The sequence below is a fragment of the Pseudomonas sp. NPDC087814 genome, assembly GCF_044742865.1.
Taxonomy (GTDB): Bacteria; Pseudomonadota; Gammaproteobacteria; order Pseudomonadales; family Pseudomonadaceae; genus Aquipseudomonas.
This window is the reverse complement of record NZ_JBIUVK010000080.1, coordinates 1-14173: the sequence shown is the minus strand read 5'-3', so window position 1 is coordinate 14173 and position 14173 is coordinate 1. Positions and strand designations below refer to the sequence as shown.

Annotated in this window: 10 protein-coding genes and 1 pseudogene; 9 read left to right on the top strand and 2 right to left on the bottom strand. The window is 61.9% G+C overall.

What is annotated here, in order from left to right:
* Positions 1-380 (top strand): annotated as a pseudogene (locus tag ACIOMR_RS29990) (translational GTPase TypA); the annotation flags it as partial.
* Between the two features lie 204 nt (positions 381-584).
* Here the strand turns inward: ACIOMR_RS29990 and ACIOMR_RS29985 are convergent.
* The gene (locus ACIOMR_RS29985; RefSeq protein ID WP_003217996.1) at positions 585-1019 is read right to left on the bottom strand and encodes a YkgJ family cysteine cluster protein; all 435 of its coding nucleotides are present in this window, start codon (positions 1017-1019) and stop codon (positions 585-587) included.
* 235 nt (positions 1020-1254) lie between these two features.
* On the opposite strand from ACIOMR_RS29985, the gene ACIOMR_RS29980 reads away from it, so the two are divergent.
* From ACIOMR_RS29980 to ACIOMR_RS29955, 6 genes are all read left to right on the top strand, one after another.
* Entirely contained in the window at positions 1255-3705 is a 2451-nt protein-coding gene (locus tag ACIOMR_RS29980; protein ID WP_401198019.1) for a glycogen/starch/alpha-glucan phosphorylase, read from the top strand.
* A gap of 185 nt (positions 3706-3890) precedes the next feature.
* Positions 3891-7427, top strand: coding sequence for a DUF2339 domain-containing protein (locus ACIOMR_RS29975; protein WP_401198016.1), 3537 nt, complete (start codon positions 3891-3893; stop codon positions 7425-7427).
* Complete coding sequence (locus ACIOMR_RS29970) at positions 7427-8782, top strand: DUF3999 domain-containing protein (RefSeq protein WP_401198013.1); 1356 nt, start codon at positions 7427-7429, stop codon at positions 8780-8782. The genes ACIOMR_RS29975 and ACIOMR_RS29970 overlap by 1 nt, the downstream gene beginning before the upstream one ends.
* A 107-nt stretch (positions 8783-8889) precedes the next feature.
* On the top strand, positions 8890-9900 hold the full coding sequence (locus tag ACIOMR_RS29965) for a class 1 fructose-bisphosphatase (RefSeq protein ID WP_003217989.1): 1011 nt from the start codon (positions 8890-8892) through the stop codon (positions 9898-9900).
* A 143-nt stretch (positions 9901-10043) separates the two neighbouring features.
* Positions 10044-10298: a hypothetical protein gene (locus ACIOMR_RS29960; protein ID WP_003217986.1), complete on the top strand. Its 255-nt coding sequence runs from the start codon at positions 10044-10046 to the stop codon at positions 10296-10298.
* A 32-nt stretch (positions 10299-10330) separates the two neighbouring features.
* Entirely contained in the window at positions 10331-10900 is a 570-nt protein-coding gene (locus ACIOMR_RS29955) for a lipocalin family protein (RefSeq protein ID WP_003217984.1), read from the top strand.
* A 129-nt stretch (positions 10901-11029) separates the two neighbouring features.
* On the opposite strand, the gene ACIOMR_RS29950 is transcribed toward ACIOMR_RS29955, so the two are convergent.
* The gene (locus ACIOMR_RS29950) at positions 11030-12394 is read right to left on the bottom strand and encodes a formimidoylglutamate deiminase (protein ID WP_102367929.1); all 1365 of its coding nucleotides are present in this window, start codon (positions 12392-12394) and stop codon (positions 11030-11032) included.
* 147 nt (positions 12395-12541) lie between these two features.
* Between ACIOMR_RS29950 and hutC the strand changes: the two genes are divergently transcribed.
* Together hutC and ACIOMR_RS29940 are read left to right on the top strand one after the other, a co-directional pair.
* A complete protein-coding gene (gene hutC / locus ACIOMR_RS29945; RefSeq protein WP_401198022.1) occupies positions 12542-13252 on the top strand; it encodes a histidine utilization repressor in 711 nt (236 codons plus the stop codon).
* Positions 13249-13809, top strand: coding sequence for a HutD family protein (locus ACIOMR_RS29940; RefSeq protein ID WP_003217978.1), 561 nt, complete (start codon positions 13249-13251; stop codon positions 13807-13809). The genes hutC and ACIOMR_RS29940 overlap by 4 nt, the downstream gene beginning before the upstream one ends.
* Positions 13810-14173 lie beyond the last annotated feature (364 nt).

Sequence of the window (14173 nt, the reverse complement as noted above, 5' to 3'; positions counted from 1 at the left end):
CCGGTCGTCAGAACGGTGTTCTGGTATCGGTAGAAAACGGCAAGGCGCTGACCTACTCCCTGGAAACCCTCCAGGCGCGTGGCAAGCTGTTCGTTGAGCACGGTCAAGAGATCTACAACGGTCAGATCGTTGGCCTGAACAGCCGTGACAACGACATGGGCGTCAACCCAACCAAAGGCAAGAAGCTCGACAACATGCGTGCTTCGGGTAAAGACGAAACCATCGCTCTGGTTCCACCTGTTCGCTTCACCCTGGAACAGGCTCTGGAATTCATCCAGGACGACGAGCTGTGCGAAGTTACGCCTAAGTCGATCCGCCTGCGTAAGAAGATCCTGGACGAAGGCGAGCGTACCCGCGCTGCCAAGAAAGCCAAGAACTGAGTTAACTCAGGCTGAATGAAAAACGCCCCCGGTCGAAAGGCCGGGGGCGTTTTTTTATGCCTGCAATATCTGTAGTGACTGTGCGGGCCCCTTCGCGAGCAAGCCCGCTCCCACATTCGACCGCGTTTTTTCAGGATGAATGAGGTCAAGTGTGGGAGCGGGCTTGCCCGCGAAAGCGGTAGTTCAAGCAATAAAAAATCTGGATCAGAACTTGTCGAGGGTCTTGAACCTGGTCTCGCGCACCACTTCCTTCGGCTTGTACGCGCAATACCCCGGGCGCGGCCCGATTTTCGGGTGATTGCGGCAAGTATCCGGGCGCTTGTCATAAATAGTGCAGAAGCGGCTCTTACGATCCAGGTACAGGCAATCGTTGTTGCTCATGCGCTGCAGGGTGAAGATCTCGGATTTGGCGTTGAAGCGCTCGACGATGCCTTCCTTCTGCAAGCGCTTGGCGATGTTCTTCGGCGGGTCGCCACGCTCGAACTCATCGACGATGCCGATGCGGATCAGGTCCTTGATCTTCACCTCAACCGGCAGGGTGCAGCAGCTCGACACACAGCCGCCACACATATGGCTTGAGTATTTCTGCCAGGTCTCGAGACGGTCGAGTTCCGCGGCGGCGATCAGTTGAGGCTTCATCAGGTTTCCAAGAGGGGTGTTATCCGGCGCGGGATCATACCGGAACTGGTGGTTTTTTGAACAATATCTTCCAGCTTTCAGCTCGAAGGCTGTGCCGAGCCACAAACGGGCACGGCCCCTGCATCAAATTCCCGCAAAGGTGAATGAGTTAAAAAACTGCCAAACCAGAGCGTCTACCGTCTGTCAGACCGTCTAGGCTCTAGCAACTCCTTCTATCTCGCCCGAGGTCGCATCGATGTCTCAGGAACCGCTTGTACGAGAAGCAGAGGTAGCCGCATTTCGCGATGCCGTCTTGACCAAACTTACCTATGCGGTGGGCAAGGACCCCGACCACGCCTTCGACCACGATTGGTTTGAAGCCATCGCACTGGCCGCCCGCGACCACATGGTCGACCACTGGATGGACCACACGCGGCACATCTACCGCAAGGGACAGAAGCGGGTCTATTACCTCTCGCTGGAATTCCTGATCGGCCGTCTGCTCTACGACAGCCTGAGCAACCTTGGCTTGCTGGACGTGGCCCGTGAGGCCATGAGCGAGTTGGGTGTGGACATGGAGCGCATTCGCCTGCTGGAGCCCGACGCGGCCCTGGGCAACGGTGGCCTTGGCCGCCTGGCGGCCTGCTTCATGGAAAGCATGTCGACCCTGGGTATTGCCGGCCATGGCTATGGCATTCGGTATGAGCACGGGCTGTTTCGCCAGGCGATTGTCGATGGCTGGCAGCAGGAGCAAACCGAACGCTGGCTGGATTTCGGCAACCCCTGGGAGTTCGAGCGCGCCGAAGTGATCTACCCGATCGGCTTTGGCGGTGGTGTGGAAACCGTGCTGGATGCGTCCGGCAAGTCGATCCAGGTCTGGTCGCCGAATGAAACCGTACGCGCGGTGGCGTATGACACCCCGGTCGTCGGCTGGCGCGGCGCAAGCGTCAACACCTTGCGCCTGTGGCGTGCCCGTGCGGTGGAAGACCTGCACCTGGAACGTTTCAACGCCGGTGACCACCTGGGCGCCGTCGCCGAGGTGGCCCGCGCCGAAAGCATCTCCCGAGTGCTTTACCCGGCCGACAGCACCGAAGCAGGGCAGGAGCTGCGCCTGCGCCAGGAGTACTTCTTCGTCTCCGCCTCGTTGCAGGATCTGCTGCGTCGCCACAAGAATATGCACGGCTCGGTATTGAGCCTGGGCGAGCACGCGGCCATTCAACTCAACGACACTCACCCGTCGATCGCGGTGGCCGAGTTGATGCGTCAGTTGGTGGACCTGCACGACATCCCGTGGGATGCCGCCTGGGACGTCACCGTCGAAACCCTTTCGTACACCAACCACACCTTGCTCCCCGAGGCGTTGGAAACCTGGCCAGTCGGCCTGATGGAGCGCATGCTGCCGCGGCACATGCAGATCATCTACCTGATCAACGCCCAGCATATCGACTCGCTGCGGGCCAAGGGCATCCACGACTTCGACGTGCTGCGTGCCGTCTCGCTGATCGAAGAAGACAACGGTCGCCGCGTACGCATGGGCAACCTGGCGTTCCTCGGTTCCCACAGTGTCAACGGCGTATCCGGCCTGCACACGCAACTGATGCGCAGCACGGTGTTCTCCGAACTGCACAAGCTCTACCCGGACCGCATCAACAACAAAACCAACGGCATTACCTTCCGCCGCTGGCTGTACCAGGCCAACCCCAAGCTCACGGCGATGCTGGTGGAGGCACTGGGCCCGGACGTGCTGGATAACCCCGAACAGCGCCTGGCAGACCTGGAACCGTTTGCCGAGAAGCAAGCCTTTCGCAAGGCCTTCGCCGAACAGCGCCTGCACAGTAAGCGGGCACTGGCCGACATCATTCACGAGCGCCTGGGGATTTCGGTCAACCCGGCGGCGATGTTCGATGTGCAGGTCAAGCGGATCCACGAGTACAAGCGCCAGCTGCTGAACCTGATGCACACCGTCGCGCTGTACCAGGCGATCCGGGCCGAGCCGGGCACCGACTGGGTGCCGCGGGTGAAGATCTTCGCCGGCAAGGCCGCGGCCAGCTATCACCAGGCCAAGCTGATCATCAAGCTGACTAACGACATCGCCCGTACCGTCAACAACGACCCTACCGTGCGCGGGTTGCTCAAGGTGGTATTCCTGCCCAACTACAACGTCAGCCTGGCGGAAAGCATCATTCCGGCGGCCGACTTGTCGGAGCAGATTTCCACCGCTGGCTTTGAAGCCTCGGGCACCAGCAACATGAAATTCGGCCTCAACGGCGCGCTGACGATCGGCACCATGGACGGCGCCAACGTCGAGATGCACGAGCGCGTGGGTGCCGACCACATGTTCATCTTCGGCCTCAGTGCCCAGCAGGTGGAAGCGCGCAAACACGCGGGCGAGTTCAACGCCGGGCCAGAGATCGCCTCGTCCCATCGCTTGAATGATGTGCTGCAAGCGATTCGTGGCGGGGTGTTCTCACCGGATGATCCGGGCCGTTATGCCGGGTTGGTGGATTCGCTGATCGACTACGACCGCTTCCTGGTCTGTGCCGACTTCGATTCCTACTGGGATGCCCAGGCGCGGGTCGAGGCCCATTGGCACGACTCCAAGGAATGGTGGCGTTCGGCGGTGCTCAATACCGCGCGCATGGGCTGGTTCTCGTCGGACCGGACCATCCGCGAATACGCGACGGAAATCTGGAAAGCGTTGGATTAGACACCGCAATACAAAATGTGGGAGCGGCGGTGCGACGATTCGACTTGCTCGCGAAGGCGGTGGATCAGTCACAAGTTTTTCGACTGATCCACCGCCTTCGCGAGCAAGCCCGCTCCCACATGGGGTCCGTGTCGATATACTGAGCATCGCCTTTGCCCGCTTCGGGCTGCTTAGGGATATCGACCATGCAATGGATTTTCATGCTGATTGGCCTGGTGCTCGGCTGGACACTCGACGAGTCGTTCAGTGATGCGGGCATTGGTGCGCTGCTCGGTTTGGGCATTGGCCAGGCGATTCGCCTGTCGATGCTCGCCTCGCGTACGGAGGAACAAGGCCGTCAGCTGGAGTCTGCCCGCAACGCCCTGAAAGTGGTCGAGCAACGCCTGGCCTTGCTGGAAAGCCCTGCCGCCGTTGAAACCCCCGGACCTGTGTTTGTCGAAGAGCCGCTGCCGGTAGCGGCGCCGCCCGAACTCGTCTGGGAATTACCCGCCGAACTGGAACCTGCCTACGCAAGCGTGGTGGCCGAACCCAGCCAGCCATTGCCGGCTGATGTGTGGCGGGCCGAACCGAGCGCGAAAATCCCTGAACAGCCTGCCGCGCCTGCGGTGCCTCGCGGCCCCAACTTTATCGAGCGCGCAATCAGCGGTGCCCGCAACTGGCTGTTCGGTGGCAACACCGTGCTGCGGGTCGGCGTGGTGTTGTTGTTCCTCGGCCTGGCCTTCCTGCTGCGCTATGCCACTGAAGGCATGGTGGTGCCAATCGAGTTGCGTTACGCAGGTGTCGCCGGTTGCGCATTGGCACTGCTGGGCCTGGGTTGGTGGCTGCGGCTGCGCAACCGTAATTACGGGTTGATGCTGCAGGGCACCGGCATTGCGGTGTTGTACCTCACGGTGTTCGCCGCGATGCGCCTGCACCCGCTGCTCGACCCCGGCGCGGCACTCGGCTTGCTGGTGGCGGTCACCGTTTTCTCGGCGATCCTGGCGATTACCCAGGACGCCCTCGGCCTGGCCTGCGCCGCTGCACTCGGCGGTTTTGCGGCACCGATCCTCACGTCCACCGGCGCCGGCAACCATGTGGCGCTGTTCAGCTATTTCGCCCTGCTCAACGCAGGCATTCTCGCCATCGCCTGGTTCAAGGCCTGGCGCCTGCTCAATTTGATCGGTTTTGTCGGCACCTTCGGCATCGGCTTCGCCTGGGGCATGCGCTCCTATACACCGGAGCTGCTGTGGAGCACCGAGCCGTTCCTGATTCTATTTTTCCTGATGTACCTGGGCATCGGCCTGTTGTTCGCCCGGCGCAAGTTGCTGGAGATGCGCGACGCGCCGGACGATGACAGCCGTGGCGCGTTGCTGCGCTGGTCGGCGGCCAAGGGCGATTATGTCGACGGCAGCATGCTGTTCGGTCCGCCGTTGGTGGGCTTCGGTTTGCAGTTTGCGCTGGTGCAGCACCTGGAATTTGCCGCTGCGTTCAGCGCGCTGGCCCTGGGCATTATCTATATGGGCCTGGCTCGTCTGCTGAGTGGCGGGCGCGCCTTGCTGCTGGCGGAAACCTGCCTGGCGCTGGGTGTGATCTTCGCCAGCCTGGCGATTCCGTTGGGCCTCGACGCACGCTGGACCGCGGCGGCCTGGGCCGTGGAAGGCGCCGGGATTTTCTGGCTCGGCCTGCGTCAGCAGCGGCCTTTGGCGCGGGCGTTTGGCTTGCTGTTGCAAGTCGGTTCGGCGCTGGCGTTCCTCAGCGAATTGCGGGTGGGTGAGACCAGTCTGTTGGATGGCGCGCCGCTCGGTGCTTTGTTGCTGGGGGCGGCCTTGCTGTTCAGTTTCGACCAGTTGCGCAAGGCGCCGGTGGAGCACGCGGCGCAGTGGGAGCGTCGAGGTTTGCCGGTATTGGCCTGCGTCGGCCTGGGCTTCTTGTACCTGCTCGCACCGTTGCTGCTGTGGACCCAGGGCACGGCCATCAGTTGGGCGCTTGCCGGTCTTGCGACCTTGCTGGTGGGCCTGCGCATCGGCTCGCGTACGTTCCTCTTCACCGCGTTTGCCGTGCAACTGCTGGGTGGTGCGCTGTTCCTGCTGCGCCTGCAAGCGGGTGCCGATTCAGGCGCGGTGTTCAGTGCGGGCTGGAGCGGCTTGCTCACCGCATCGCTGATTGGCCTGGCATTGATCGGCGGCATGCTGCTGGCCGCGCGGGACACCATGGTGCGCAGCGATGTGCGGTTGTTGCGTGGCCTGTCGGTGGTGTTGCTCGCCGGGTTGGTGCTGATCAACCTGGCGGTGCTGTTTGTGCTGCCGTGGGAGACCGCCAGCGGCGTGTGGGCGGCCAGTGGTTTGTTGATCATCTGGCTGAGCCTGTACCTGCAACAGCGCGTCAGTTTTGTCTTCGGGTTGTTGCTGCAAGTGATCGGCGGCGCTTCGTTCCTGATCGCGGTGCCGGACCTGCTCGGGCCGCTGACCAGCGAGGGTTTGCGTCCTTTGGGCCATAGCGGTTTCTGGACGCCAATGGTGCTCGGGCTGGCGGCGCTGGTCGGTGCCTGGCGCTTGCAGCGCAGGCCTCATGCGCCGGTGTTCGAGGCGTTGAGTTTGCAGCGGCTGTCCGACGTGCTGCTGGTGTGGGGTGCGGGTTGGTGGGCGCTGGCGTTGGTCAGCGAAGTGCTGCGGTTTGCACCATCGATGCTGCAAGGCACCTGGCTGTTGGCGGTAGCGGCGGTGAGTGTGGCGATCTGGGCGGTGCTGGCCCTGAGGCTGCAATGGGCATCGCTGGGCTTGCTGTGCACGCTGTTGATGCCGGCGGCGGGCGTGGTGTTGCTGGGCGCGTGGGGCTCGCGTTATCACCCGGCGGCGAACTTCGCCTGGCTGGCATGGGGAGCGGTATTTGCGGTGCATTTCGTGTCGCTGCGGCGCCTGGCGTTGGTCATCCCGGAAAAAGCCCTGGGCGCCGCGCACGTGCTCGGCTGCTGGCTGTTGATCGGCGTGCTGGCGCTGGAGTTGCGCTACGGCCTGTTGTTGCTGTCCGAGGAATACAACGCCTGGCGCTGGCTGGGCTGGGCGATTCTGCCAAGCCTGTACCTGGTGCTGGCCGCCGCGCCGCGCAGTTGGCCGTGGCCGGTGTCGGCGTACCCGCGCGAGTACCGGTTGTATGCCGCGTTGCCGCTGGCGGTGTTGATGCTCGGCTGGTTCTGGCTGGCGAATATCTTCAGCGACGGCGCCGCCGAGCCGCTGCCGTATGTGCCGCTGCTTAACCCGCTGGATATTGGATTGCTATTCGCGCTGCTGGGTGTGTACCTGTGGTCCCGCAGTGCCGCACCGCAACGCGGGCCGCGCGCCGAACTGGTCGCCCAGGCGGTCGCCGGTGTCTCGTTGTTCGCCTTCTTCACCGCGCTGGTGATGCGCACGGCTCATCACTGGGGTGGCGTGCCGTTCCATCTGGATGCGTTGCTGGAGTCGATGCTGGTGCAGGCCGGGCTGTCGATCGTGTGGACCCTGATTGCCCTGAGCCTGATGATCGGCGGCCATCTGCGTCATCGGCGTGAGGTGTGGCTGATCGGTGCGGCATTGATTGCCGTGGTGGTGGCCAAATTGTTCTTCGTCGAATTGAGCAACCGTGGCGGGCTGGCGCGGATCGTATCGTTTATCGGTGTGGGCGGGCTGTTGCTGGTGGTGGGCTATTTCGCCCCGCTGCCGCCCAAGCGCCCCGAGCCGGTGGTTGAAACTGAAGGAGTGGCCTCTTGATGGGCAAGCTGAGTGTGGCGCTGTTGGGGTTGTGCACGACGTTATCGGCCTGGGCCCAGGAGACGCCCGCCGATTTCACCACGCGTGTGCCGCTGACGGTCAGTGGCGAAGGCCCGTGGTACCGCCTGGAACTGCCGCTGGCGGTGCAATTGAGCGCCCGTCAGGCCGACCTGGGTGATGTGCGGGTGTTCAACGCCGCTGGCGAGCCCCAGGCTTACGCACTGGCGCGGCATTCGGCGCAAAGCACCGAAAGCCGCAGCCTGTCCAACGTGAAGTGGTTCCCGTTGTACGCTGCGGCTGACTCCTCCGAAGCCGTGCCCAGCGTGCGTGTGCAATCCACGTCCACCGGCACGCTGGTGCAAGTGCAGCCGCCGAGCCAACTGGAGGCCGGCGAAGAAGTGCTGCGCGGCTGGCTGCTCGATGCGAGTGCGATCAAGGCCCCGTTGCAGCAACTGATCCTCGACTGGACCAGCGAGCGCGACGGCTTCCAGCGTTTCAGCATCGAAGCCAGCGACGACTTGCAGCACTGGCGCGCCTGGGGCGAAGGGCAGGTGGCGCGGTTGTCGTTCGCCGATGAGCGCGTCGAGCAGCATGAAGTGAGTTTGCCGGGGCAGTCGGCGCGGTATCTGCGTCTGCTGTGGAAAGGCCAGGCGGCACCGGCGCTGACGTCGGCGCAGTTGGAGAGTGTCAGCGCCCACAGCCTGCCGTTGCCGCTGGTGTGGTCGCAGCCGTTGTCGGGCAGCCGGCTCAAGGCCGGGGAATACAGCTGGCAGTTGCCCAACGCACTGAACGTCGAACGCTTGCGAATCGACTTGAGCCAACCCAACAGCCTGGCGCCGGTCACCTTGTCGGGCCGCCGGGAAACTAATCAGGCCTGGCAACCCATGAGCAGCGGTTTGCTCTACCGGTTGACGCAAAATGGCCAGGACGTTTTACAGAACGAACTGCAGTTGCCGGGCCAGGCTGTTGCGCAGCTCAAGCTCGACGTGGACGAACGTGGCGGTGGCCTGGGCGTGGAGGCGCCGACCTTGAGCTTTGCGGTGCGGGCCACGCAGTTGGTGTTCCTGGCGCGGGGCGAGCCACCGTTCACCCTTGTGCTCGGCAATCCGTCGGTGAAAGGCGCGAACTTGCCGCTGTCGACCCTGATTCCGGACTACAGCGCCGAACGTCTCGCGGGGCTTGGGCAGGCCAAGGTGGCGGGCGAGGCGGTGGTCACATCGGCTGCGGTCGCGGCCCCGGTTGATGCCGGGCCGAACTGGAAAAAGCTCGGTCTTTGGGCCGTGCTGCTGCTCGGTGTGGCGGCCCTGGGCGCCATGGCCTACAGTTTGCTGCGCAAGCCACCGGTGGCACGTTAAATAAAGTCCATGAACTCTATTGGGTTTAAATCCTCTGATAGGAGGAAATACGCCCCGACTCGCGTTAAACTGCGCGGGTTTTTAGCCCCCCATTTCCGGAGCCTTCCATGTCCCGCGTTACCCTGAGTCGCTATTTGATCGAGCAGACCCGCAGCAACAACACGCCTGCCGATCTGCGCTTCCTTATCGAAGTGGTGGCGCGTGCTTGCAAGGAAATCAGCCACGCCGTGTCCAAAGGCGCGCTGGGTGGTGTCCTGGGCAGCATGGGCACTGAAAACGTACAAGGCGAAGTGCAGAAGAAGCTTGACGTGATCTCCAACGAAATTCTGCTCGAAGCCAACGAGTGGGGCGGTCACCTGGCCGGCATGGCGTCCGAAGAAATGGACAATGCCTACCAGATCCCGGGCAAATACCCGAAAGGCGCGTACCTGCTGGTATTCGACCCGCTGGACGGTTCGTCGAACATCGACATCAACGCGCCAGTCGGCACCATCTTCTCGGTACTGCGTTGCCCGAACGAATACCTGAGCCAGAACGAAGCCCTGAACGAAAAGGCCTTCCTGCAGCCGGGCACCGAGCAGGTAGCTGCCGGTTACGCGATCTACGGCCCACAGACCATGCTGGTGCTGACCCTGGGCGACGGCGTCAAGGGCTTCACCCTGGACCGCGAAATGGGCAGCTTCGTGCTCACCCACGAAGACATCACCATTCCTGCGTCCACCCAGGAATTTGCAATCAACATGTCCAACCAGCGTCACTGGGAAGAGCCGGTTACCCGCTACGTGGGCGAGTTGATGGCCGGCGAAGAAGGCCCGCTGAAGAAGAACTTCAACATGCGCTGGGTGGCTGCGATGGTTGCCGACGTGCACCGCATCCTGACCCGTGGTGGCCTGTTCATGTACCCACGCGACAGCCGTGAGCCGTCCAAGCCGGGCAAGCTGCGCCTGATGTACGAAGCCAACCCGATGTCGTTCCTGGTTGAACAGGCGGGCGGTGCGTCCACCGACGGCCACCAGCGCATCCTCGACATCCAGCCGGAAGGCCTGCACCAGCGCGTAGCGGTGTTCCTGGGTTCGAAGGAAGAAGTTGAGCGTGTGACCGGCTACCACAAGGCGTAAGTCCTTGCGGTAAGCAAAAGCCCCGAAACGTTTCAGCGTTTTCGGGGCTTTTTTGTTTTCGCTCGTCGGGAACCAGACACCTCTTTTCCCTTCTAAGCTTCTGGCAGACCCCCAAGCTGCTTCGTCTCTCCAGGAGTTTTTCCATGTCGTTACGCCGTCTCGCCCTGTTGTCGTTTTGCGTGCTTCTGGCCGCTTGCAGCAAGGTCACTCAAGAAAATTACGCAAAACTGTCGGCCGGCATGCCAAAGGCCGAGGTGGAGTCGTTGTTGGGCAAGCCGACTGATTGTTCTGGCGCGCTGGGTATGTCCAGTTGCACCTGGGGCGATAAAAACAGCTTTATCAGCGTGCAATATGCCGGTGACAAAGTACTGATTTTTTCCGGGCAAGGCCTGAAGTAAACCGGGGCGAAAGCCTGCGGGAGAAAAACAACATGATGCGTTTCGTTCTATACCTCTGCGCCAGCCTGTTTTTGGCGGGCTGCGCCAGCCATTCTGGCGATGATCTGCAACCCAAGACTGTTGGCAGCGTCAACCTCAAGCGTTACCAGGGCACCTGGTATGAGTTGGCCCGTTTGCCGATGTACTTCCAGCGCAATTGTGCGCAGTCCGAAGCCCGCTACACGCTGTTGCCCGATGGCAACATGTCGGTGTTCAACCGCTGCCTGACCCCTGAGTGGAAGTGGCAGGAAGCCAAGGGCACTGCAACGCCGCAGGTCGCCGGCAAGACCGACAAACTGTGGGTCGAATTCAATAACTGGTTCACCTCGCTGTTGCCGGGCGTGGCCAAGGGCGATTACTGGGTGCTGTACGTCAGCGATGACTACAAGACCGCCATTGTCGGCAGCCCGAGCCGGCGCTACATGTGGTTGCTGTCGCGCACGCCGACGGTCAGCGCCGACACCCGCGAAGACCTGCTGAGCAGGGCGCGGCAGCAGGGGTATGACACCACGCGTTTGATCTGGCGTACGTCGGACAAGCAGATGGCGAAGACCTCGCAGTAATACGAAACAGCGCCAATCCAATGTGGGAGCGGGCTTGCTCGCGAAGGCGGTGTGACAGTCACCAGATGTATTGACTGATCCACTGCTTTCGCGAGCAAGCCCGCTCCCACATTTGTTATGTGTCGTCTGTCAGCCCAGCAAATCCCGCAAGACCTGGGTAAACGTCCGGCTGCTGTCTTCTTCGGCGGCGTGATGCCCGTCGCGCACCACCCACTTCCCGTTGACCAGCACGTCGCGCACCTGGCGATCACCACCGGCAAACAACCAGCGATTGAGGATCCCGTCTTCGTTCGCTGTCGCCAGGTACGGATCGTTGCCGTCCAGCACCAGCCAGTCCGCACGCTTGCCAACTTCCAGGCGCCCAATCGGCTGCCCCAACGCTTCGGCACCGCCGTCCAGCGCGGCATCGAACAGCGTACGCCCAACCATCGGCTGATCGCTGCGATACAGCCGGTTGCGCCGCTGGTCCCGCAGCCGCTGCCCATATTCCAGCCAGCGCAATTCTTCCACCACGCTCAGTGATACATGGCTGTCGGAACCAATCCCCATGCGCCCGCCCTGGGCCAGGAAGTCCACCGCCGGGAAAATCCCGTCGCCCAGGTTGGCTTCGGTGGTCAGGCACAACCCGGCAATCGCCCGGCTCCTGGCCATCAATGTCACTTCTTCCGGATTGGCGTGGGTGGCGTGCACCAGGCACCAGCGCTGATCCACTTCAACATGGTCATACAACCATTGCAGCGGGCGCTGGCCGCTCCAGGCCAGGCAGTCGTCGACTTCCTTCTGCTGCTCGGCGATGTGGATGTGCACCGGGCACGCCTTGTCGCTGGCGGCCAGCACTTCGCTGATCTGTTGCGGTGTGACGGCGCGTAGCGAGTGGAAACACAGGCCCAGCCGTTGTGCCGGTTGCGCGGCCAGAATCGGTTGCAGGCGTGATTGCAGGCTCAGGTAATTTTCGGTGCTGTTGATAAAGCGGCGCTGGCCTTCATTGGGTGCCTGGCCGCCGAAACCGGAGTGGCTGTAGAGCACCGGCAACAACGTCAGGCCGATACCGCTGCTGGCGGCCGCCTGGCTGATTTGCCGCGACAGCTCCGCAGGGTCGGCATAGGGCTGGCCGCTGACGTCGTGGTGCACGTAGTGAAATTCGGCCACCGAGGTGTAGCCGGCCTTGAGCATTTCGATATACAACTGGCGCGCGATGACCTGCAACTGGTCGGGGCGGATCTTGCCGACCATCCGATACATCAGGTCGCGCCAGGTCCAGAAACTGTCATTCGGGTTGCCGGCCACTTCCGCCAGCCCGGCCATCGCGCGCTGGAAAGCGTGGGAATGCAGGTTCGGCATGCCCGCCAGCACGGGGCCCCTGAGCCGTTCGGCACCGTCTGCACTGGCATTGGGCTCAACCTTGGTCAGCAGGCCATCGGCGCTGACTTCAAGACGTACATCGTTGGCCCATCCATTAGGCAGCAGCGCGCGTTCGGCAAAGAAAGCGGACATGATTCAGGCACCCCAGTCGTGTGTTTATTTGTATATACATATACAGACGTTTGCCTGCTCGGTAAACTCCGGCAAGCTATGCTTCTTTTTCACCTACAAGGATTTCCTGTGTCGACTCCGCCCGCCAAGTCTCCACTGGCTGCCCACATGGACGAAAGTCCGGCGCCCTTGTATGCCCGCGTCAAACAGATGATCAGCCAGCAGATTCTCAACGGCAACTGGCCGCCGCATTATCGCGTGCCTTCGGAGAGCGAACTGGTCAACCAGTTGGGCTTCAGCCGCATGACCATCAACCGCGCCCTGCGCGAGTTGACTGCCGAAGGCCTGCTGGTACGCATGCAAGGTGTGGGCACCTTTGTCGCCGAGCCCAAGAGCCAGTCGGCGCTGTTTGAAGTGCACAACATTGCCGATGAGATCGCCTCCCGCGGTCATCGCCATACGTGCAAGGTCATTACCCTCGGTGAAGAAGCCGCCGGCTCCGAGCGCGCCGTCGCGCTGGAAATGCGCGAAGGCGGGCGGGTGTTCCACTCGTTGATCGTGCACTACGAAAACGACATTCCGGTGCAAATCGAAGACCGTTTCGTCAACGCCCTGGTAGCACCGGAATACCTGCAGCAGGATTTCACCCAGCAAACGCCCTATGCCTACCTCAACCAGGTGGCGCCGCTGACCGAAGGCGAGCACGTGGTCGAGGCGATCCTGGCCGACGCCGACGAATGCAAGCTGCTGCAAATCGAAATCAGCGAGCCGTGCCTGCTGATTCGCCGCCGCACCTGGTCTGGCCGCCAGCCGGTCACGGCCGCACGTTTGATCCACCCCGGTTCCCGTCATAGCCTGGAAGGACGTTTCAGTAAATGAGTTCGATGAAAGTCTGGCGCGCTACCGATTACATTCGCATGCCGTGGAAAAACGGCGGCGGCAGCACTGAAGAAATCACCCGTGACGCGGGGGAGGGCCTTGACGGTTTCGGCTGGCGCCTGTCGATTGCCGATATCGCCGAGTCGGGCGGATTCTCCACCTTTGCCGGGTACCAGCGCATTATCACCGTGCTGCAAGGCTCGGGCATGGTGCTGACGGTGGATGGCGAGGAACAGCTCGGGTTGTTACCGCTGCAGCCATTCCCGTTCAAGGGTGACAGCCAGGTGTCCTGCCGCTTGATCGGCGGGCCGATCCGCGATTTCAACCTCATCTATTCGCCGCAGCGCTATCAAGCGCGGTTGCAATGGATGGACGGCACGCAGCGTTTCTTCAGTGCCGCGCACACCGTGCTGGTGTTCAGCGTGGCCGATGAAGTGAAGGTGCTCGGTGAGCGGCTGAACCGTCACGACTGCCTGCAACTGGACGGTAACACCGGCCTGCTGGACGTCAGCGTGACTGGCCGTTGCTGCGTTATCGAATTGACTGCCGCCGCCTGAACAGGTGGGGGTTTCTTCCCCCACATTTTGTTTCCCTCTTCCCGCACCAACTTGTTACCGAACGCCCCAGCATGGCGCAAAGCCCTGCCTCGATGACAAGTCTCCCGCACTGTAAAAATCCCCCGTAAGAAAATTCATCATGCTGCGAAGCCTTGTTTTCCAAGGCTTCCACCCTCGTCCCGGAAAAATCTTCAAACCTTGCGCGCAAAGTTGGCCGCTTGATTGCATATGCTTGTATGTACAAGTAAAGATGTGTGCGTAAGAGTCCATGAACTTCCTCTTCGCACCCATCAATGTTCGCGCATTGATCGTTGAGGATTTTTTTGTGACCAAGCCTACCCAATACCGTGACGTTGAAATCCGT

Excerpts from the sequence above, each read along its gene's own strand:
- hutC (WP_401198022.1), top strand. The coding sequence starts at position 12,542 with ATGGACGAAAGTCCGGCGCCCTTGTATGCCCGCGTCAAACAGATGATC.
- ACIOMR_RS29955 (WP_003217984.1), top strand. The coding sequence starts at position 10,331 with ATGATGCGTTTCGTTCTATACCTCTGCGCCAGCCTGTTTTTGGCGGGC.
- ACIOMR_RS29960 (WP_003217986.1), top strand. The coding sequence starts at position 10,044 with ATGTCGTTACGCCGTCTCGCCCTGTTGTCGTTTTGCGTGCTTCTGGCC.
- ACIOMR_RS29950 (WP_102367929.1), bottom strand. The coding sequence starts at position 12,394 with ATGTCCGCTTTCTTTGCCGAACGCGCGCTGCTGCCTAATGGATGGGCC.
- ACIOMR_RS29980 (WP_401198019.1), top strand. The coding sequence starts at position 1,255 with ATGTCTCAGGAACCGCTTGTACGAGAAGCAGAGGTAGCCGCATTTCGC.
- ACIOMR_RS29940 (WP_003217978.1), top strand. The coding sequence starts at position 13,249 with ATGAGTTCGATGAAAGTCTGGCGCGCTACCGATTACATTCGCATGCCG.
- ACIOMR_RS29985 (WP_003217996.1), bottom strand. The coding sequence starts at position 1,019 with ATGAAGCCTCAACTGATCGCCGCCGCGGAACTCGACCGTCTCGAGACC.
- ACIOMR_RS29975 (WP_401198016.1), top strand. The coding sequence starts at position 3,891 with ATGCAATGGATTTTCATGCTGATTGGCCTGGTGCTCGGCTGGACACTC.
- ACIOMR_RS29965 (WP_003217989.1), top strand. The coding sequence starts at position 8,890 with ATGTCCCGCGTTACCCTGAGTCGCTATTTGATCGAGCAGACCCGCAGC.
- ACIOMR_RS29970 (WP_401198013.1), top strand. The coding sequence starts at position 7,427 with ATGGGCAAGCTGAGTGTGGCGCTGTTGGGGTTGTGCACGACGTTATCG.